This window comes from Nocardiopsis sp. iso_186 (assembly GCF_056173365.1).
In genome coordinates, this window is sequence record NZ_CM149670.1 from 4729811 (window position 1) to 4748576 (window position 18766).

19 protein-coding genes and 2 tRNA genes are annotated in these 18766 nt (G+C 68.7%); 7 read left to right on the forward strand and 14 right to left on the reverse strand.

Going from position 1 to position 18766, the window contains the following annotated elements; all coding sequences use genetic code 11:
* Positions 1–190: 190 nt before the first annotated feature.
* From AC0VYP_RS20785 to galU, 9 genes are all read right to left on the reverse strand, one after another.
* Positions 191–1807, reverse strand: coding sequence for an alkaline phosphatase D family protein (locus AC0VYP_RS20785; RefSeq protein ID WP_475471348.1), 1617 nt, complete (start codon positions 1805–1807; stop codon positions 191–193).
* Positions 1808–2003: 196 nt separating this feature from the next.
* Entirely contained in the window at positions 2004–2216 is a 213-nt protein-coding gene (locus tag AC0VYP_RS20790) for a hypothetical protein (RefSeq protein WP_475471349.1), read from the reverse strand.
* 430 nt (positions 2217–2646) lie between these two features.
* Positions 2647–2720, reverse strand: a tRNA-Ala gene (locus AC0VYP_RS20795).
* Between the two features lie 267 nt (positions 2721–2987).
* Positions 2988–3716 carry a divisome protein SepX/GlpR gene (sepX, locus tag AC0VYP_RS20800; protein ID WP_475471351.1) on the reverse strand — a complete coding sequence of 243 codons (729 nt, stop codon included), beginning with the start codon at positions 3714–3716 and terminating at the stop codon, positions 2988–2990.
* Between the two features lie 493 nt (positions 3717–4209).
* On the reverse strand, positions 4210–4902 hold the full coding sequence (locus tag AC0VYP_RS20805) for a GNAT family N-acetyltransferase (protein WP_475471353.1): 693 nt from the start codon (positions 4900–4902) through the stop codon (positions 4210–4212).
* Positions 4903–4978: 76 nt separating this feature from the next.
* Positions 4979–5500 carry a MogA/MoaB family molybdenum cofactor biosynthesis protein gene (locus tag AC0VYP_RS20810; protein WP_285757773.1) on the reverse strand — a complete coding sequence of 174 codons (522 nt, stop codon included), beginning with the start codon at positions 5498–5500 and terminating at the stop codon, positions 4979–4981.
* Complete coding sequence (gene moaC, locus AC0VYP_RS20815) at positions 5497–5985, reverse strand: cyclic pyranopterin monophosphate synthase MoaC (protein WP_475471355.1); 489 nt, start codon at positions 5983–5985, stop codon at positions 5497–5499. Before moaC ends, AC0VYP_RS20810 begins: the two co-directional genes overlap by 4 nt.
* A gap of 44 nt (positions 5986–6029) precedes the next feature.
* A complete protein-coding gene (glp, locus tag AC0VYP_RS20820) occupies positions 6030–7259 on the reverse strand; it encodes a molybdotransferase-like divisome protein Glp (protein ID WP_285757776.1) in 1230 nt (409 codons plus the stop codon).
* Positions 7260–7299: 40 nt separating this feature from the next.
* The gene (galU, locus tag AC0VYP_RS20825) at positions 7300–8226 is read right to left on the reverse strand and encodes a UTP--glucose-1-phosphate uridylyltransferase GalU (protein WP_475471356.1); all 927 of its coding nucleotides are present in this window, start codon (positions 8224–8226) and stop codon (positions 7300–7302) included.
* Positions 8227–8389: 163 nt separating this feature from the next.
* Here galU and AC0VYP_RS20830 point away from each other — a divergent pair, with 163 nt between their 5' ends.
* From AC0VYP_RS20830 to mscL, 4 genes are all read left to right on the forward strand, one after another.
* On the forward strand, positions 8390–8974 hold the full coding sequence (locus tag AC0VYP_RS20830; RefSeq protein WP_475471358.1) for a 5-formyltetrahydrofolate cyclo-ligase: 585 nt from the start codon (positions 8390–8392) through the stop codon (positions 8972–8974).
* Positions 8975–9166: 192 nt separating this feature from the next.
* On the forward strand, positions 9167–9487 hold the full coding sequence (locus tag AC0VYP_RS20835; RefSeq protein WP_285757780.1) for an FmdB family zinc ribbon protein: 321 nt from the start codon (positions 9167–9169) through the stop codon (positions 9485–9487).
* A 241-nt stretch (positions 9488–9728) separates the two neighbouring features.
* On the forward strand, positions 9729–10355 hold the full coding sequence (locus tag AC0VYP_RS20840) for a CpaB family protein (protein ID WP_475471359.1): 627 nt from the start codon (positions 9729–9731) through the stop codon (positions 10353–10355).
* Positions 10356–10504: 149 nt separating this feature from the next.
* Positions 10505–10909 carry a large conductance mechanosensitive channel protein MscL gene (gene mscL / locus AC0VYP_RS20845; protein ID WP_475474320.1) on the forward strand — a complete coding sequence of 135 codons (405 nt, stop codon included), beginning with the start codon at positions 10505–10507 and terminating at the stop codon, positions 10907–10909.
* Between the two features lie 134 nt (positions 10910–11043).
* Here the strand turns inward: mscL and AC0VYP_RS20850 are convergent, their stop codons facing one another.
* Positions 11044–12072 (reverse strand): D-alanyl-D-alanine carboxypeptidase family protein, encoded by a 1029-nt coding sequence (locus tag AC0VYP_RS20850; protein ID WP_475471361.1) that lies wholly within the window; start codon positions 12070–12072, stop codon positions 11044–11046.
* 493 nt (positions 12073–12565) lie between these two features.
* On the opposite strand from AC0VYP_RS20850, the gene AC0VYP_RS20855 reads away from it, so the two are divergent.
* The 3 genes from AC0VYP_RS20855 (at position 12566) to AC0VYP_RS20865 (ending at position 14927) form a co-directional block, all read left to right on the forward strand.
* Positions 12566–12638 (forward strand) — tRNA-Arg (locus tag AC0VYP_RS20855).
* A 670-nt stretch (positions 12639–13308) separates the two neighbouring features.
* Positions 13309–13887, forward strand: coding sequence for a TetR/AcrR family transcriptional regulator (locus AC0VYP_RS20860; protein ID WP_285757783.1), 579 nt, complete (start codon positions 13309–13311; stop codon positions 13885–13887).
* 161 nt (positions 13888–14048) lie between these two features.
* Positions 14049–14927, forward strand: a complete 879-nt coding sequence (locus tag AC0VYP_RS20865) for an SDR family NAD(P)-dependent oxidoreductase (RefSeq protein WP_285757785.1) — start codon at positions 14049–14051, stop codon at positions 14925–14927.
* A gap of 410 nt (positions 14928–15337) precedes the next feature.
* Here the strand turns inward: AC0VYP_RS20865 and AC0VYP_RS20870 are convergent, their stop codons facing one another.
* The 4 genes from AC0VYP_RS20870 to AC0VYP_RS20885 all read right to left on the reverse strand — a co-directional run bounded on the left by AC0VYP_RS20870 (position 15338) and on the right by AC0VYP_RS20885 (position 18716).
* Positions 15338–15676, reverse strand: a complete 339-nt coding sequence (locus AC0VYP_RS20870) for a histone-like nucleoid-structuring protein Lsr2 (protein ID WP_285757787.1) — start codon at positions 15674–15676, stop codon at positions 15338–15340.
* A 449-nt stretch (positions 15677–16125) separates the two neighbouring features.
* On the reverse strand, positions 16126–16815 hold the full coding sequence (locus AC0VYP_RS20875; protein ID WP_475471363.1) for an anti-sigma factor family protein: 690 nt from the start codon (positions 16813–16815) through the stop codon (positions 16126–16128).
* A complete protein-coding gene (locus AC0VYP_RS20880) occupies positions 16812–17423 on the reverse strand; it encodes a sigma-70 family RNA polymerase sigma factor (RefSeq protein WP_475471365.1) in 612 nt (203 codons plus the stop codon). The genes AC0VYP_RS20875 and AC0VYP_RS20880 overlap by 4 nt, the downstream gene beginning before the upstream one ends.
* A 372-nt stretch (positions 17424–17795) precedes the next feature.
* Positions 17796–18716, reverse strand: a complete 921-nt coding sequence (locus AC0VYP_RS20885; protein WP_475471367.1) for an SCO0930 family lipoprotein — start codon at positions 18714–18716, stop codon at positions 17796–17798.
* Positions 18717–18766 lie beyond the last annotated feature (50 nt).

An 18766-nucleotide genomic window follows, 5' to 3' on the forward strand; every position in this document is an offset into this window, starting at 1 on the left:
TCGCCGATGACGTGGCGTCGTCGAACGGGTCGGCATCCGGAATCGGGACGGCGACCGCTGCGGCTCTCGGGGCTGCGCCGGGGTCCCGTCGGAAACACCCCGGGCACAGACCCCGGGGGTGCGTGCGCGACCGTTTCCACGCCGCCCCGCAGGGCCCCGTACCGCCGGGTGTCGCAGGGTTCCTCCCGGTCTACAGCAGCGGTGACTGCTGCGCGACTCCCGGCTCGCCGTGGGGGACGGTGAACCTGGTCAGGGTGGACACGGGGGCGTTCTCCTTGCTCACGTAGGGCAGCACCCGGTAGTCGGCGTGCAGGCCCTCTTTGTCGAGGTCGAAACGCAGGTAGCCGCGTTGGGCGTTGTAGAGCCGGATGTGCTCGTTGCTCAACCAGTTGGCGGCGAGCGTGTCGGTGGCCGCGCCGTCGGTGCCCGAGGAGATCGAGGTGCAGGCGAGTTCGACCCCGATCACCGATGCGTCGGGGTCGTCGTAGTCGGTCCTCAGCTCGGCCACGGTGCTGCGATGCAGATCGCCGGTGAGCACCGCGAAGTTGGGCGGTTGGGCGTCGAGCACTGCCGCGACCAGCCGGTCGCGCGAGGCGGTGAATCCGTCCCAGCGGTCGTAGAAGTAGAGGTGGTCGTCCGCTCCGCCCATGTCGAGCTGGGCCATCAGCACCTGGTTGGCGAGAATGTTCCAGTTCGCCCGTGAGGAGTGCAGGGCTTCGGTCAGCCACTGCTCCTGGGCCGCTCCCAGGATGGAACGGTCGGGATTGTGCCGTTCCTGCGCGACGCCGGAGGCATTGGTGTCGGGGTAGGTGTTGCGGTACTGGCGGGTGTCCAGGGCGTGGATGTCGGCGAGCCGACCGAAACTCACGGTGCGGTAGAGCCGCGCGGAGGGTCCGTTGGGGGTGTTGACCGAGCGCAGCGGGAGGTTTTCGTAGAACGCCTGGTAGGCGGCTGCGCGTTGGGTGAGGAACTCTTTCTCCGTGATCTTGTACTGGCTGACTCCACCGGCGTAGTTGTTCTCGACCTCGTGGTCGTCCCAGGTGACGATCCAGGCCGCCGCCGCGTGTGCGGCCTGGAGGTCGGGATCGGTCTTGGTGAGGGAGTAGCGCAGCCGGTATTGGGCGAGGGTGCGGACCTTGACTGCGTGCTCGCTGCCCAGTGCGACCGGGCGCTTGAGGTTGGCACCGGCGCGGATCGCGTATTCGTAGACGTAGTCGCCGAGGAAGAAGATCGCGTCCAGTTCGTCGGCGACCATGTGACGATAGGCCGTGTAATAGCCCTCGTACCAGGCCTGGCAGGAGGCCGAGGCGAAGGCGAGTTTCTGGGGCGCGATGGCGGCTGCGGGCGCGGTCCGGGTACGCCCCGCCCGGCTTACGTGTTTGCCCACCCGGAACCGGTAGTGGTAGACGCGCCCGGGTTCGAGTCCCTTGACCTCGGGGTGGACGGAATGGCCTAGTTCTGGGGTCGCGACGGCCGTGCCGCGGCGCACGATCGTGCTGAACCGCTCGTCGGTGGCCACCTCGTAGGAGACCGCGAAGTCTCGCTCTGGCATTCCTCCGCGGCCCTCGGGGTCCAGCGGGGTGGGCGCGAGCCGGGTCCACAACACCACTCCGTCGGGAAGCGGGTCCCCTGACGCGACCCCGAGGGTGAAGGGGTCGGCGGGCAGGCTCTCGGCCGCGGACACGGGGGCGGGGCAGGCTCCGATTCCCAGGAGAAAAGCGGCTGAACTGACTCCGGTCAACTGGAGGAAAGTGCGGCGGCTGGCTGATTCCGCGAGGGGAGAGGAAGCAGTTCCCCGATAGGACATGGGCTGCCTCCAGAGGCCGCGAAGAGGAATTCAAATCCACTATGCGACCGAAAGGCTACTCAAAGTAAGGAGGCGCGCGGCGGGGAACACGATCAATAACGCGTCAATTTCCCTACCGCAACCGCTTACCGGTGTTCCGGTCCGCCGGACAACGGATCAGAACACCGGCGCGCGAGGTTCACTCCCCCTGGAACCGCTAGAGGCGGTACCAGCTCCAGCCCGGCGTGTCACCCTGCAGTCCGCTGACGTCGAGGACCCAACTGGCGATATCGGTCGAGGTCCCGGCGACGCTGTACCAGCTCCAGCCGGCCTTGAGCTCAGTGCCGACCGTGTCGGCCGACGCCGCACCGGCTGCTCCGAATACAGTCGCAGCCGAGATGGCAGCTACTGCGCAGATCTTCTTGAGCACAACGCACCCTTCGGTCATAACGCGAGTCCGTCCCCGCGTCACAAGATGACGTATCAGTCACGGAGCGCACAATACCCACATAGCCCCATTTACAACAATTGACATCATATTGAGATATGTAACTGAAGGGATCCATATCGCAAATTGCTGCCCCTGCTTCCGCCTCTGTGCCATGCGTGACCTGGATCGTTCAATGGTGCACTCACAGAACTGGACGAGTTCGCGAAGGGAGCCCGAATCGGTCCCGACGACCGTCAACGACCGGAGGCGGTCCTACCCGAACCGCGTGGTGGACAGCAGTCCGGACCAGCACCGGCACGGGGAACGCCTCGGGGACTCCCCCTCCCGAGGACGAAGGGCATTCGGGGAGGGCGGCAGAACGGATAAGGCCCGGTTCACCTAAGCGAACCGGGCCTTATCCATCTGACTGTGGAGCTATGGGGATTTGAACCCCAGACCCCCTCGATGCGAACGAGGTGCGCTACCGGACTGCGCTATAGCCCCTGGCCGGACACTTGAACAATATCAGCTGCGCGACGCTACTTCGAATCGGCCACAGCGGTATCGCGCCGGTGTTCGGCGGCGGGGCTGCGCCCGCCTTCGCGCGCCCGCCTCTCACGCGAACGGCGGGCAGGGCGGGGCGTCGGCCTCCCCGCCCGCCCTGCCCTCGCCAACTCGAAGAAAAAAAGGGGGTGCCGTCGGGATCGAACGGCCACCCTGCACCGATGGCGGACGTCCGGGCTCCGCGGCAAGGACCGGTCCGCGCACCGGTCAGTCCCCGGCCGCTCTCAGATGCGCGTCGGCGTACTGGTCGTAGACCTGGTTGCGGCGGCTTGCCAACTCGATGATCTCGGCTTCTCTCGCCGCCTCCGCCTCGGCCGCCATGCGGCCCGCCGCCTCCCTGCGCCGACGGCGAACCATCTCGACGGCCCGCCGCTCGGCGTTGACTTTGGCGGCTTCGCGCAATAGGGCGAGGTGGCCGAGAAGGAGCATGACGGGCGGCAGCAGAACCCACCAGGGCCCCAACCCCAAGGCCACTGCGGCCACGGTGGCGACCAGGAGCAGGGTGAGTCCACTGGTGCGGCGCCGGCGGCGTGCGATGACCCGGGCACGGCTCAGACGGGGCACGGGCCCGGCGTGCACGGCCGGCGGGGCGTCGTCCTCGTCCTCGCCGTCTTCATCGTCGAGAGCGGCACCGTGGTCGGCGGCAGAGCCGTCGCGCGCGGCGGGTACCGCGTCCTGTCTGCGAGGGAGTTCGGGCTCGGCCGCGGACTCGTCCACCGGTTCGTGGTCGGCCAGATGGACTGTGTCGTCGACGTCACCGACCTCGTCGGGGTCGTCCTCGTCGACGAGGCTGACGTCGTCAACGTCGTCGCCCTTGGCGCTGTTGCGTCGGAAGCGGCCCGCGGAGGGGTCGGCGGCATCGCGGCGCAGCAGCATCGGGACGAGGACCAGGATCCACACGACCACGATGGCCAAATACAGAGGAGAGCTACCCATCACCCCTCCTTGCGCCGCCGACCACTGAATGTTCGCGGACACCTCCGCGATACGATCTCCCGCCCCGGAACCATGAGCACGATCACCCGAAGGGTGATCTGTCCGGAAGCTACGGTTCGATACTCGAAGTCCGAGTCGTCCCGCTTGTCATCCTGCTTCCCCCATGTGTCGCATGTACGCGTTCGTATCGTTGATGCGCCTACGTTCCGCACCGTACGACCCGGTGTCACTGAATGCGCAGTATTAGGGTCGGAGTGTCGCGAGATCCGTCCCCGTCCTTTTCCTCGACCAGGTCCTCCATTGGGGAAACAGTGACCAAACCGACATAAACACAAAGTAGTGACAACAAAGCGGAGGGTAATAAAGCATTCTCGTTCAAGACCGGCGCACCATGCGGTCCTGGCGATTATCTCGCGAACAACACCATGGTGGCACCTCTTCGGCAACGCGAGGGCCTTCCCGGTTCCAGTCCGCGCGGCTGTTCCCGCCCCGGTCAGGTGAGTTCGGGCCTCGACCCGGTCGCACCCGGCGCAGTGCCCCTGGCGCCGCCTCCGGGCAGCTGCGTCCCGTCCTCCCCCGCTGCGCGCACCGCGCGCCACTGCGCAAGCAAGCCATAAGGAACGTCCTCGACCGTCAGCGCGAAGCACAGGTGGTCCCGCCAGGCCCCGTCGATGTGCAGCTGGCGCTTGCGCAGCCCCTCTTCGCGAAACCCGAGTTTCTCCACCACTCTGCGGCTCTTGTGGTTCTCCGGGCGGATGTTGGCCTCGACCCGGTGCAGCCCCACGGTGAAGAAGCAGTGGTTGACGGCCAGCGCGACCGCCGTGGGGGTGACGCCGAGGCCGGCGCAGGCGCTGTCGATCCAGTACCCGACCTGGGCCGAGCGGGCCGACCCCCACACGATCGCGCCTACGGTGAGCTGCCCCGCGAAACGCCCCTCGTAGGTGATCACCCACGGCAGGGCCACTCCCTGACGGGCTTCCCGGCGGATGGCCTGGGCCATGGCCAGGTACGGCGTGAGGCCGACGTTCTGCAACGGCATCTCCGGATGTGTCGGCTCCCACGGGCGCAACCACTCGGCGTTGCGGGCCCTGGAGTCGCGCAATGCCGCAGCATCACGCAGCCGTAGCGGCCGCAGCCCGACACGCCCCTCTGAGAGCGACACCGGCCAGCCACGCATCCGATTCACCGCTTTCCCTTCGCCACACCGTTGCCCCTCATCATCCTCCGATCACGGACGATCTTGAAGGCGGAGCGCGAAAATCTCAGGCCGAGGGCGAACCGGTGTGGTCCCCACCACGGATCTGGTCGATCGCATGGCGCAGAACCGGCTCCAGCACCGCCATCCCGTCACGGACCCCGCCGGAGGAACCCGGCAAATTGACGACGAGCATGCGTCCGGCCTCCCCCCGGGCGACCCCGGCCAAACCACGGGAGAGCACCGCGGTGGGGACCCCCTTGTCGCGGCCTGCCGTGCGCAGCGCCTCGGCCAGGCCCGGAATCTCGTATTCCAACAGCGGGCGGGTCACATCCGGGGTCGCGTCAGTGGGGGTGAGCCCGGTGCCACCGGTGGTGACCGCCGCGTCGTACCCCTCGGCCAGGGCGCGGCGCAGCGCGCCGGCCACCGGGGCGCCGTCGGGCACGACCCACGGTCCGCCGACGGTGAAACCCGCGACCGCGAGCAGATCGGCCAGCAACCGGCCCGACCTGTCCTCGTACACCCCTGCCGCCGCCCGGTTGGAGGCCGTGATGACGGCGACCCGGTGGCCGTGTCCGTGCCCGCTCATGCCGACCGACGCCAGTGACCGGTCTTTCCGCCGGTCTTCTCCTCGACCCGGACATCGGTGACGACCGCCTCGGGATCGATGGCCTTGACCATGTCCACGAGCCCGAGCGCCGCTGTCATCACGCTGGTCAGCGCCTCCATCTCGACTCCGGTGCGGTCGGCGGTACGCACCGTGGCGCTGATGTGCACGGCGTCGTCGGCGACGTCCAACCCGACGTCCACGCCGTGCACAGCGATCGGGTGGCACAGCGGTACGAGGTCGGGGGTCCGCTTGGCCCCCTGGATTCCGGCCAGGCGGGCCACCGCGAGCGCATCGCCCTTGGGCACCCGCCCACCGCGCAGCGCCGCCACGGCTTCCGCCGAGAGCAGGACACGGCCGGTCGCGGTCGCGGTCCGGGCCGTGACCTCCTTGGCCGACACGTTGACCATGCGCGCGGCGCCGGAGGCGTCCAGATGGGTGAAACCGCTGGGATGGGGGTTGGACATGGGTACGCGCTTTCTCGAATCGGGTCGCTGGGAGTTTGGGTGCGCTACCGGGACGGGAGTTTGATTACCTCGACGACCGAGCCCTCCGGCAGCCGCGTGACGGACTCGGGGACGACCACGAGTGCGTTGGTCTCGGCCAGCGCGGAGAGCTGGTGCGAGCTCTGCCGGGAGGCGGGCGCTGCCGTGTAGGCGGTGGCCGCGCCGGGTTCGTCGTAGTCCAGCACCGCACGCAGATAGGAACGGCGTCCCTCCGGGGAGGTGACCGGCTCCAACAACCGGGCGCTCACCGAGGGCAGTGGTTCCTCGGGCAGGCCGCGCATCTTGTGCAGCGCGGGCAGCACGAAAAGATGGAAGGACACGTAGGCGCTGACCGGGTTGCCGGGGAGGGTGATGATGGGGGTGTTGGAGTCCCCCACCGTTCCGAAGCCCTGGGGCATCCCCGGCTGCACGGCGACCTTCTCGAAGCGGACGGTACCGAGGCGGGCGAGCACCTCCTTGACCACGTCGTAGGCGCCCATGCTGACGCCCCCGGTGGTGACGATGATGTCGGCCTGGGAGAGCACGTCGTCGAGGGTGTCCAGTACCGCGGCGGGCTCGTCGCCGATGAATCCCTGGCGATAGCCTGCGCAGCCCGCCTCGATGGCCGCGGCGGTCAGCATGAAGCTGTTGGACTCCCAGATCTGGCCCGGGCCGAGGGGTCGTCCGGGTTCGACCAGCTCCTCGCCGGTGGACAGTACGACCACGCGGGGGCGCGGATAGACCAGCGCGGAGCGGCGGCCGACAGCGGAGAGGACCGCCATCTCGGCCGAACCGATCCGCGCACCGGCTGTGAGGACCGCGGTCCCCGCCTCGACGTCACTGCCCGCCCTGCGGATCGCGTTGCCCCGGCGGGGGGCTTGGTGGATGGCGACGTTGGCCACGCCGCCGTCGGTCCATTCCACCGGGACCACCGTGTCGGCACCCACCGGCATGGGCGCGCCGGTCATGATGCGCGCGGCCCTCCCCGGAGGGATGGCGGTGGCCCCCGGATCGCCGGCCGGGATGTCGGCCACCACGGTGAGACGCACGGGCTTCTGGGGCGACGCGTCGGCGACGTCCTGGGCCCGCACGGCGTAACCGTCCATGGACGAGTTGTCGAACTGGGGCAGCGAGACCGTGGCAAAGACCGTCTCCGCGAGCACCGAACCGTGTGCGCGCAGCAGGTCCAGCTCGATCGGCTCGGGCGCGGCCACCAGTTTCACGATGTCGCTGACGTGCTGTTCGACGCTTTTCATCCACTCCCCTGCCGTTGGTCCCCGTGGCCCGCACGCCGGACTACGCGGGGCCGAGATCGCGTTCCGCCACGAAACTGCGAAGCCAGGGAAGGAACTCCTCGGCCAGATCGGGGCGGTCACATGCGAATTCCACCACAGTGCGAAGGTAATCGATCTTGTTTCCGGTGTCGTAGCGCTGACCGCGGAACAGCACGCCGTGCACGGGGCCACCGTTGTCGGGCCCGCGCTGGGCGAGTTCGCGCAGGGCGTCGGTCAGCTGGATCTCCCCGCCGCGCCCGGGCGGGGTCGTGCCCAGGACGTCGAAGACGGCAGGATCGCAGATGTAGCGGCCGATGACGGCCCAGCGGCTGGGGGCCTGGTCGGCCGGGGGCTTCTCGACGAGGTCGGTGACCGTGACGACATCGTGGTCCGCGGTGGGGCTGATCGCGGCGCAGCCGTAGAGCGAGACCTGTTCGGGCTCGACCTCCATCAGCGCGATCACGCTGCCGCCGTAGGTCTCGCGCACATCGATCATGCGTTTGAGCAGGGCGTCACGGGTTCCGATGAGGTCGTCGCCCAGGAGCACCGCGAAGGGCTCGTTTCCCACGTGCGCGGCGGCACAGAGCACTGCGTGTCCGAGGCCGCGCGGTTCGCCCTGGCGTACGTAGTGCACCTGGGCGAGGTCGCTGGACTCGCGCACGGCGTTGAGGCGCTCGGTGTCGTTCTTGACCCTCAGCGCCTCTTCCAGCTCGTAGGCGCGGTCGAAATGGTCCTCGATGGAGCGTTTGCTGCGGCCGGTGATCATCAGTACGTCGTCGAGTCCGGCCGCGACGGCCTCTTCGACGACGTACTGGATCGCCGGCTTGTTGACGATCGGCAGCATCTCCTTGGGGGTGGCCTTGGTCGCAGGCAGGAAGCGGGTGCCCAGGCCAGCGGCCGGTACGACCGCCTTCGTGACGGCCGTAGCGGGGTGGTGTGTGTCAGCCATGTCGGAACCCTAGGGCACGACCGTGTCGCAAATGTGTCGAGGACAAATGCTGACCTGCTCTTCTCCGCTTTTTCCCGGACACGCAGACTTACCGACGGTCTGCGTTCACCCGTCCGGGTGGGCTCCTGGCGACGGATCGCGGTGGCTGGGAGACTTTTGTGCCATGAACGACGGGGAAGAGAGCAAGCGGGAGCTGCGCGGACGCCTGTTGAAGGCGCGTCGTGCACTGGGGGAAGCGGCTCGGGGGGCAGCGGGGCCCTCTGTACGGGACGCCCTGCTGCCGCGGTTCACCGCCGGCGAGACGGTCGCGGCGTACTACTCGGTGGGCACCGAACCCGACACGCATCCGCTCGTCGCACGACTGCGGCTGCACGGGGTCCGGGTCCTGCTGCCGCTGTTCCTGGCCGACGGCGAGCTGGACTGGGCCGAGTACACGGGCGTCGGATCACTTGCGCCGGCCGGGCACGGGCTGCTGGAGCCGACCGGGCCCCGCTTGGGGATGGACGCGGTGCGCGACGTGGCCGCGGTGCTCTGCCCAGCGCTCGCGGTGGACCGGGCGGGCTTTCGGCTCGGGCGGGGAGCGGGGTGCTACGACCGGGCCCTGGGCCGGGTGGGGTCGCGGACGCCGACCCTGGCGGTGGTCTACGACAGCGAAGTCCTCGACACGGTGCCCACAGAGGACCACGACCGACCGGTGGGGGGCGTGGTGACGCCGGGCGGCGGTGTCCGGCTGTTTCGGGACGGTTGAGGCCATCGCACGGGGTCGGCCGGGAGCGGGTTCCTTGTGGTGCGGCACCGTTGCCGGGCCTGCGCGGCGCGGTGGAACAGGACGGGACCGTGCCGCGTTACACGGTCGGGCAGCACCCCGATGTCGCGATACAGCTGCCTGAGCGCGTATCATCTAGCAGTTGACCGGCGAGAGTGCCAGCAAGGAGGACCTGTGCCTACGTACCAGTACGCATGCACCGAGTGTGATGCCGAGCTGGAGGTCGTACAGAGCTTCAGCGACGACGCTCTGACGATCTGCCCCACCTGCCAGGGCAGGTTGCGCAAGGTGTACTCCGCCGTGGGCATCGTCTTCAAGGGCTCGGGTTTCTACCGCACCGACAGCGGTTCCAGCTCCAACAGCTCGTCGCTTCCCAGCGGTTCCTCCGGTGGTTCGGAGACCAAGAGCGCCGCCAAGAGCGAGTCGTCGAGTAGCTCTTCCTCGTCCAGCAGCAGCACCGGCACCGCCCCCGCGGCGCCGTCGCCCGCCGCTTAGCAGCCGCGTTCTCCCGGTCTGCGGCCCGCCTCACCCGGCTGGGTCCGCCGAATACGTCCTGTGAGGGTCGTCTCGTGTCCACGAGACGACCCTCACTGCGTGGGGGCGGACGTGGACGACGTGGAGGCGGGCGAGGCGCCGGAGCCACGCGCCCCTTGCTCCCGCGGGAGCGGGCGGCCCCTGTGGACAACCTCGATCGCTTCCGGCGCGGTGGCCTAGCGTCGTCCCCATGAGGGATGGTGTGCGCCCGTGGCGGCGACGGTGGCGGCGCCCCGGCCGGCGTGTTCTGGGTGCCGGATGCGCGGCTCTGGCCGTGGCCGGGGTGGTGCTGGTGCTGCGCCCGCCGGCTCCCGCCCTGGTGGACGTTCGAGTCGCTGCCCGCGATCTCAGCGCGGTGGAACCGCTCGCCGCCTCGGACACCGTGGTGCGTGCGCTGCCGGCCGCCACGGTCCCCGAGGGCGCGCTCGGCCCCGACCACCCCGTCGCGGGCGGTGCCCTGCGATCCCCTGTGCGCGCCGGCGAGGTGTTGACCGACGTCCGGTTGGCCGCGCCTCCCTCGGTGGGGCTGGCCGCGGACATGGTCGCGGCTCCGGTTCGTGTCGCCGATCCCGGCGCGGTGGCACTGCTGGTTCCCGGAAACCGAATCGATGTTCTGGCTGCCACGACCGACCCGATTTCCGTAGAGTTCTTCGCGGAACCCGCCCGTCCGGCCCGGACGGTGGTCACCGACCGTCCGGTGATCGCGGTTCCGGAGGCGGCTGCCGCGGAGCAGGGCGCACTCCTGCTGATCGCGGTGACCGAGGACGAGGCCCGGGAACTCGCCGGGCACGCGGCGACCGGTCCCCTGTCGATCACGATTCGCGGCTGAGCGGCGCCCCCGACCCTTGCGTCGCCCGCCCCAATGCCATCGGCGAACGGTCGCGAGCCGGTGGCATCGACAACGAGAACACGGGCGCCCACCGGACGACGCCCCGAACCGGTCGAGGCGCCCGTCAGGAAAAGGAGAACACAACGATGCTGAGCGGATTCAAGAAATTTCTTCTCCAGGGCAACCTGGTACAGCTGGCGGTCGCGGTGGTCATCGGCGCCGTCTTCAGCAACCTGATCACGGCGTTCACCGAAGGCTTCATCACTCCTCTGCTCGGGGTGTTCGGCGGTGTCCCCGAGTTCTCCCGGCTGACCTTCACGGTCAACGGCAGCGTGTTCGCCTACGGGGCCTTCGTCAACGCGCTGATCTCGTTCCTGCTCACCGCGGCGATCCTGTACTTCTTCGTGGTGATGCCCGTCGCCAAGCTCCTGGAGCGCTTCGTGAAGGCCGAGGAGGCCACCACCCGCGAATGCCCCTCCTGCTTCAGCGAGATCAACAAGAAGGCCATCCGGTGCGCGCACTGCACGACCGAGGTGGTCCCGGAGACGGTCTGACCGATCATCGTCGCCCGGCCTTCCGGGGCCGAGCAGTGGCCCACCCTCGTGACGGAGTGGGCCACTGCTCGGGCTTCATGGCGCGGCCGGTCCGCAGCGCCCGGGCGTCTTGTCCCGGGTGGCCGTAGTGCCGGTCAGCCCGTGACCGAAGGGTCGTACTCCCAGTGCCATGGTTCGAACGGACTGGAGTAGGCCCACTGCGGATGGAACCAGCCGAACTGGCGCGAGTTGCTCTCCAGCCAGTTGAACGGCGCCGACCCCTGGTTCTGCACCCCGCCGCACAGGTTGACGGCCTGGCCGAGCCCGTGGTTGCTGGTTCCGGGAACGGCCGCGAAACCGGGCGGCTGTTGGGCGTAGACGCGGTTCTGGTTGGGCAGGTCCCGGTAGGAGCTGGTCACGCAGAGCTCGTTGCCGAAATGCTCGGTGAACGCCTCGTTCATCTCCAGGAAGGCGATGGCGGCGTCGGCACGCAGGAAATGGTCGTCAACGTGCAGCTTGCACAGCGCCTCCTGCGGGAGCAGGCCGTTGGGGTAACCCGAGGCGGCGGACCCGGCGGCCGGGTCGCATTCGACACCGGCCATGTAGGCGTCTACGGACAGGCCGCGGTCCTCCAGTTCCTTGACGAGCCGTTCGGTGTCCTCCTCGGACTTGGCGCGCAGGGCGTCCAGTTGCTGCTTGAGTTCGACGCGTTCCAGTTGGGTCTGCGATTGCAGCTCCTGGGCCGACCCGGTCAGCTCGCCCTGGTCCTCCCTGAGGGAGTTGGCCTCCTCCAGCAGTGCTTCCTGGTTCTGCGAGAGCTTGAGGACATGGGACTCCGCCTGGAGGTCCTCGTCGAAGCTTCCCGAGGTCATGAGGCCCATGACTCCGACGTCGGGCTGCTTGTAGAGGGTGGAGGCGAGTTCGGTAAGCGGGGCGCGCATCTCGGCCAGTTTGACCTCGGTCTGCTGGAGCTTGTGCAGCGTCTTGACCAGATCTTCCTGCGCCTCCTCCAGCTTGGTCTCCCGCTGGGTGTAGTCCTCGGTGGCCTGCTCCAGCTCTTCCTTGGCCTGCTCGGCCTGCTCCTTGAGGGAGTCGAGGTCGTTGTCGGCGTGGGCGGGCGGCGGCATGATCGCGCCCTGCCCGACCGGGCCCAGCAAAACGGCGAGGACGATGGTGCAGAGCACCGTGAGCAGCGTCCGAGGACGGAATCGACTCCGTGAGACGGACGTGGCCCCGTTTCTCGCTACGCGGGCACGGCACCGCGTGGAATCGAGAACGAACAGCACGTGACTCCTCCGGCTGCCTTTTCGGTAGTTCGCGTGGCCGAATCGCAACGTACTACACGTCTGCAGCTTGACGTGCTAGCGATACGGAACACACATGATCAAGGGGAGCCGCTCTTTCGACCCGTACGGGCCGGCCGACGGGCTCCGGCAAAACACCTGCTCACGGGGGACCTGGTGATCAGCGCTCGAATCGCGGCCGCAGAGGCGCACATCGAATACGCACCGAACATGGACAATGTGTGGCGGAGGTCACCCCGCCGCCATGACAACCCGGTCGGGTAGAAGCGTACTCACCCTAACCACCCGCGCACGCCCCGCCAGTGACTTCTCCGCCCGACATTCCTGACGCACCGTCCGCCCGAGTCGGTTAGTCTTGAGTCGCATAAGGCAGGGCCTCATAGCTCAGGGGATAGAGCACCGCTCTCCTAAAGCGGGTGTCGCAGGTTCGAATCCTGCTGGGGCCACACTACCTGACCAGGCAAAACGAGGCGGGGGACGCGAAAGCGCCCCCGCCTCTGTCGCATTATCGGACCGCATACGGCCGGCCGGTTCCCCCAACTCGACATCGGCATCCACCACCGCTCCCCGGACCGGTTCGTCGTCGGCGCCGGTGCGGCGGCCGGGGAACCGCCGCAACGCCGCGGACGACTCCCCAGTTCAGGACGCACTGTTTCCGCCGCCGCGGCCACGAGTCGGGCACGCCCCCGCCATGCGGGACGGCACGGCCCATCGACCGCGCCGTTCTCCGCGCTTCCTTGCGGAGCGGACATACGACGCCCAAAAACAGTTTCCGAGATGTGTCCCTTCCCTCCCCACGCGCCTCGGGTCAAACAGGCCCACCACGGGGCTTTCGCGCACCGGCCGCACCGAGCCGTTGCACCGGTGCCCCCGGCCGCCCCACAGGCCCCCATCGCCCACCCAGCGCCCCTGGCCCCGTACCGGAGCGGACGCGGTCTCGCCCACGGGCGGCATCGGCCCGCGGCCCGCCGTGCGCGGCGCCACGGAGAACAATCACCGGCGTTCACCGACGGCCGGACCACTCGACGCGGCGACGCCCTCCTCGGCCCCCTACGGCACCGGGGGCCGGTCGGCGGCCCCGCAGCCCGGAACCGTTGCTCCGTTAGGCTTGGGCCCGTGAAATCGGACGCCGGATCGGGGAGCACCTTGCGTGCGGACGCCGCACGCAACCGTGCACTGGTGCTGCGGGCGGCCCGCCGACAAATGGCCGAGGGCGACGGCTCTCTCCAGTTGAACACGATCGCCCGGCTCGCCGGCGTGGGCGTGGGGACGGTGTACCGGCACTTCCCCAACCGGCACGCGCTGATGGAAGCACTGTCGGCCGAACGCTTCCAAGAGCTCGTCGATGCCGCCCAGGAGGCGGCGGCCGAGCAGGACGCGCTCGTCGGCCTCCAGCGTCTGTTGCGCTTCGCCCTGGGGCACGCCCTGGCCGACGTCGGGTTCGCGGCCGTGCTCGAATCCGCCCGTGACGCCGAGACGACGACCTCGGTGATGAAGTCCGATTTCGACCATGCCGTCACAGAACTGCTCGACCGGGCGCGCAGCACGGACGCCATCCGCCGTGACATCGAGGCGGACGATATCCGCCGGCTGCTGTGCGGCGTCGAACACGCGGTCCGGTCCGGCACAGGCGCCCCCGACCGCACCGAGGTCTACCTCGACATCCTCCTCGAAGGCATACGCCCCCCGCGTTAAGGCAGCACCCCGATCCCCTCGGCCGTCTACGCGATCGCGCATGCCCTTGGACCGGCACACCGCACCCAATAAACGGATAGCTATCCGATTGAGGTAGGCTGCGAACCGCTAAGCGGATAGAAATCCGCTTAATTGGACACGGGGCGACGAAGGGTGGCGCTATGGAGCAGCGTGCGGTGGTGACGGCGGGGACCGGGGGAATCGGCCTGGAGACCGCGACGGGGTTGGCCGCGGCGGGCTACACCGTCACCGTGGTCGGCAGGAACGCCGCGCGCGGAGCAGACGCGGTCGAGCGGATCAACGCCGCCGGAACAGGCGGGGCGGCGGGGTTCGTGGCGGCCGACCTCTCCTCGCTCCCCGCGGTACGAACGCTCGCGGCCCGATTGGCTGCCGAGGGCGCACTCACCGTTCTGGTCAACAATGTCGGGGCGATGTTCACCGACCACCGACAGACGGCGGACGGGATCGAGGCGACGTTCGCCGTCAACCACATTTCGCCGTACCTGCTGACCGAACTGCTCCTGGAACCCCTCCGGGAAGGGGCACCGAGCCGAATCGTGAACGTGACCTCCGCCTCGGTCCGGACTGCCCGGCGGTCCTTCGACACCGTCGAACCTTCCGGCGGCTACTACGGATTCCACTGGTACGGCCGGGCGAAGCTCGCCAATCTCGCCTACACGCTGGACCTGGCGGAGCGTCTTCGGGGCACCGGGATATCGGTGTTCGCGGCCGACCCCGGCGGCGCCGCCACCGAGATGACCAACGGCACCATGGCGTCGCCCAGGATCGTCTCCCCCCGTATGCGGTTGCTGTGGCCTCTGTTGCGCAGGGTTTTCGAACACTCCACCTCGGGCCTCCCCTCGGTGGCCGCCCGGTCGTCGATCCTCGCCGCCACGGACGCTTCGCTCGACGGACGGACCGGCCTGGTCCTGGGCCCCCACGCCCGCCCGGTGAGGCCCTTCCGCCACGCCGACAACCCGCGAACAGCCGAAGCGGTCCTCAAGCTCAGTCGTGAACTGGCCCCTCTCGCTCCCGCCTGACCGGGGCCGCCCTCTACCGGTGGCGCGAGAAGGACGCCGGGACCGCGGAACGCAGGAGCACGCAAGGCGCTGCCGTACCCCGAAGGGACGATCCGGTTCTCCGTCGTCCGAGCGATGGAGAACCAGCACCGTCCCTTGGGCACTTGCCGAGCACGTTCCCGCCTCATCGCCACGGCCTGCGGGTCCGTGCCCTTCGCCCGACTCGCCGCCCTGCTGACGGGCGGGCACACCCGGTTCCGGCTGCCCGCGGACGCCGAGGCGCCCACGCCCCCTGTGCCTGCCGTCGTACCCTCACCGAGGGCCGGGGCGATGCTCGTCCAACTGGCGCCGTCTCGGCTTCACCCGTTGGAGCCGGCACCGATGGGGGAGAGGGGACGCGTCAACCCGGCAGGCGGTCGGCTCGGCCGTGCTTATCCGTGGGCCGCGTTGTACTCGTCCACGATCGTCTGGGGAATCCGGCCCCGGTCGCTGACCGGCTTGTCGTTGGCCTGCGCCCAGGACCTGATGTCGGCGCTGTGTTCGCGGGTGGGCGCGTTGCGCGATTTGGCGCCGCGGACCATGCGCCCGGGCTTGGCGGGAACCTTGCGGGCGGCGTGCACGAAGGGGGCGAGGGCGTCACGAAGCCTGCTCGCGTTCTGGGTCTTGAGGTCGATCTCGTAGCCGGTGCCGTCGATCCCGAAGGAGACGGTCTCCTGGGCCTCGTCACCGTCGAGGTCGTCGATGAGCATTACCTGAACTCTTTGAGCCATTGAGCTATTCCCTGGTTGCAGTAAAAGTTATGGACAGCGGATGATGCCCGCCTATTTTCCCGACGGCTCCCATTAAACGCCATCCCCGAAGACAGCGGCGCGAAAATCGATACGACGACAACTTCGGAAAACTCCAACCAACCACGGTGCGGCCATACACAGGGAAAGGACACCCCGGAACCCACAACCCAATCGCACCATCAGCAAAAAAGCCTTTGACCTGGCTCGACAAAAATCGCTTTACAGCCTGCACAAAAACAGCAACGGAGATAAGAAAATCACGTGGAACGGATTTTTCCAACAATAGACACCGATCGAAGAAACCCTACTCTTATCGACTCGGACACCCAAGGAGACGTTTACGACGAAAAGGATGACCGCTGCCGGCGTCGCCTTAGGCGGAACGGGCGGTGGGCCGCCCCGGGAGGACGGCCCACCGCGTTACCGGGTCACGCCGGGACGGTCAGCAGGGTCGCACCGTCGAGTGTCCTGACCTCGAAGGACGCGATCTGGTCGCGTGAAAGATCGGTGCCGGCTCTGACCTGGAGCGGGTCGGGCGCCCCGGCGATCCCGTACCCGGGCCGGGGAACCTGCCAGCTGGCGACGGAGCGCTCCTCGCCAGCGGTGGTGACGACAACGAGCTCGCAGGTCAGTGGCCCTCGCACATTGCCCAGGGTCAGGGCGATGTCGCTGCCCCATCCCTTGTCCAGGACGGCGACGGTTCCTTCGGCCCCCGTAGCCGCATCGGTGGCGACAAACCGCTCGGCCTCGGCAAAGGGATCCTCCGCAGCGACCTCGGGAGGCGGATCGGGGGCGACCACGAGACCGGCTCCCAGGCCGGCGGTGAACAGCAGGACGCCGGCCGCGAGACCGAAGACCGCGCGAACCCACACACGCGGGCGACGCACGGCAGGGGCCGCGACGGCTGTCCCGTGCGGTTCGTCCACCGCGGCGGCGACCACCGGCCCATCATCGCCACGGGCCTCGTCCAACAGGACCACGGTGTCGGAGAGTTCGATCATCTCGTCAACGCAACGCTCGCACGATTCGAGGTGGTCCTCGAACCGGTGGCGTTCGTCTTCGTCGAGCAGACCCATGAGATAGGCCGCCGTATCGGTGCACTCGTTGCGGAGAGTCATGCGCGGATGCCCCTCTCCTTGAACGTCGCCCGGAGCGATCTGAGCGCGTAGTGCACCCGTGACTTGACGGTACCAACCGGCAGGCCGAGCCGGTCTGCGGCCTCTTTGGCGGTGCGGTCCTTGAAGTAGGTCTCCACCACCGCTTGCCGGTGGACCGGCGAGAGGGTTTCCAGTGCCTCGCCGACCACCATCGAGCGGACGAGTTCGTCGGTTCCGTCAACAACGGGCCGAGCGCTCTCCGCCAGTTGCCCATCGGTTTCCTGCGGTCGCGCGGAGCGGCTGCGGTGATCGTCGATGACGGCGCGCTTGGCGACCGTGATCAGCCAGGGCAGCAGCGAGCCGCGGTGGTCGAGCCGGTCGGCGTTGCGCCATGCGCGCAGCATCGTCTCCTGGACCACGTCCTCGGCCCATTGCCGATCGCCACCGGTGAGGCGGGCGGTGACAGCGGTGAGCGGCCGGGCGTACTCGCGGTAGAGCAGATCCATCAGCGCGTCACCGTCGGCGGGGCCTTCGGGGTCGCTGGGGTCCATGGGGGCGATCGGGGGATCGTCGAACGGTTCTCCCCTGCGCCCCTCGCCACCGCTGGCGGTGGGTCTTCGTCCAGGCACGGATCAGCTCCTGTTCTCATCGAACCGTCGTGGAGAATCGGCGGGGGCCGCACCAACGTATCGGCGCGGCCGAGCCGATACGCCCGATCGCTGCGGCGAAGAGCACGCCGCAGCGATCGATGGAAGGCCGGCGCGAATCGCACCGATGCCCGTCAACAGGAGGTTCGTCGCGGGGAGAGGACGGGAGTGGACCTCGACACGCCGTGGACACCCAGCGCGAGAATTTCACCGCGGCGCCGGAGTCCGCACCGCGTGGGCGACGTGGCTCCGCGTTCTGCACGAACACGGAGTCTTCTACATCGGATGATGGGAATGTCGGATGGGTGGTCGGTCCGTGCGCCGGCCACCCGTTCCGCAATGGGGAGGGGAGGGTCAGGAGAGGGGCTGGCCGTTGTTGGCGCGGGTCCCGTCGGGTGTGATCGCCCACCAGGTGCCGCCGACTCCGTGCCCGCTGATCGGGTCGGCCTCGGTGTCCTTGGTGAACCAGTAGACGGGCCAGCAGTCGATCGCCAGCTGCTCGGTACCGTCCGCGCGGACCAGGGTGCTGATCAGCTCCGGCGCGATGCCCTGGACCGAGGCGGCGTCGGCGGGTTTGGCCGGTTTCCAGGTCTCGGTGCACTCACCGTCGCAGTTGGAGACCATCGGCCATGCGGTGTCGTCGTCGAAACGGTAAAGAGTGCGGTTCTCGGCGTCCTTGACGATCGCGCCCAGCGCGGAGTCCTGGGCGGCCGAGACCGCACCGGTGGCCGGCTGGCTCGCCTCGGGCTGCTGGGGGGCCTCGGACTGTCCGGCACGGCCTCCCTCGCCGGTGACCGCCCACCACACGCCGTTGACACCCTGGCCCTTGACGTCTCCTGGGCCTTCGTCCTTGGCGAACAGGTACATCGGCCAGCCCGCGATCGTCAACTGCTTGGTGCCGTCGGCGCGGGTGACCTCGCCCAGCAGCGAGGGGTCGGGGATGTCCACGGCGCTGGCGTTCTCGGCCAGCACCGGCGGCCACGCCGCGGCGCAGTCCCCGGCGCAGTTGGACGCCGAAGGGTCGGCGGTGTCGTTGTCGAAACGGTAGAGGGTCTCCTGCTCGCCGTTGACCAGGATCGTGCCGAGTTCGCCCGCGTCGGCGGCCGACACCTGGCCGCTGACCCCGGTCACCAGACCGGACCCGGTCGGCTGCGCCTCCTGGATGGCGTCGGCCCCGGCGGAGACGAGGGATTCCAGGCCACAAGAGCTCGCGAGGAGCACCACGGCCGAGGCGGCCGAGGCGGTGAGTGCGTGTCGGCGCATCGTGCTGTTCATGATCGTCTGCTCCTCTTCGACATGTCCGGCACCGTGCGGGCGCCGTGTTC

Coding starts and splice junctions, on each gene's coding strand:
- galU (WP_475471356.1), bottom strand. CDS start 8,226: ATGGCTGACACACACCACCCCGCTACGGCCGTCACGAAGGCGGTCGTA.
- AC0VYP_RS20785 (WP_475471348.1), bottom strand. CDS start 1,807: ATGTCCTATCGGGGAACTGCTTCCTCTCCCCTCGCGGAATCAGCCAGC.
- AC0VYP_RS20885 (WP_475471367.1), bottom strand. CDS start 18,716: ATGAACAGCACGATGCGCCGACACGCACTCACCGCCTCGGCCGCCTCG.
- moaC (WP_475471355.1), bottom strand. CDS start 5,985: ATGTCCAACCCCCATCCCAGCGGTTTCACCCATCTGGACGCCTCCGGC.
- sepX (WP_475471351.1), bottom strand. CDS start 3,716: ATGGGTAGCTCTCCTCTGTATTTGGCCATCGTGGTCGTGTGGATCCTG.
- AC0VYP_RS20830 (WP_475471358.1), top strand. CDS start 8,390: ATGAACGACGGGGAAGAGAGCAAGCGGGAGCTGCGCGGACGCCTGTTG.
- AC0VYP_RS20870 (WP_285757787.1), bottom strand. CDS start 15,676: ATGGCTCAAAGAGTTCAGGTAATGCTCATCGACGACCTCGACGGTGAC.
- AC0VYP_RS20865 (WP_285757785.1), top strand. CDS start 14,049: ATGGAGCAGCGTGCGGTGGTGACGGCGGGGACCGGGGGAATCGGCCTG.
- AC0VYP_RS20810 (WP_285757773.1), bottom strand. CDS start 5,500: ATGAGCGGGCACGGACACGGCCACCGGGTCGCCGTCATCACGGCCTCC.
- glp (WP_285757776.1), bottom strand. CDS start 7,259: ATGAAAAGCGTCGAACAGCACGTCAGCGACATCGTGAAACTGGTGGCC.
- AC0VYP_RS20875 (WP_475471363.1), bottom strand. CDS start 16,815: ATGACTCTCCGCAACGAGTGCACCGATACGGCGGCCTATCTCATGGGT.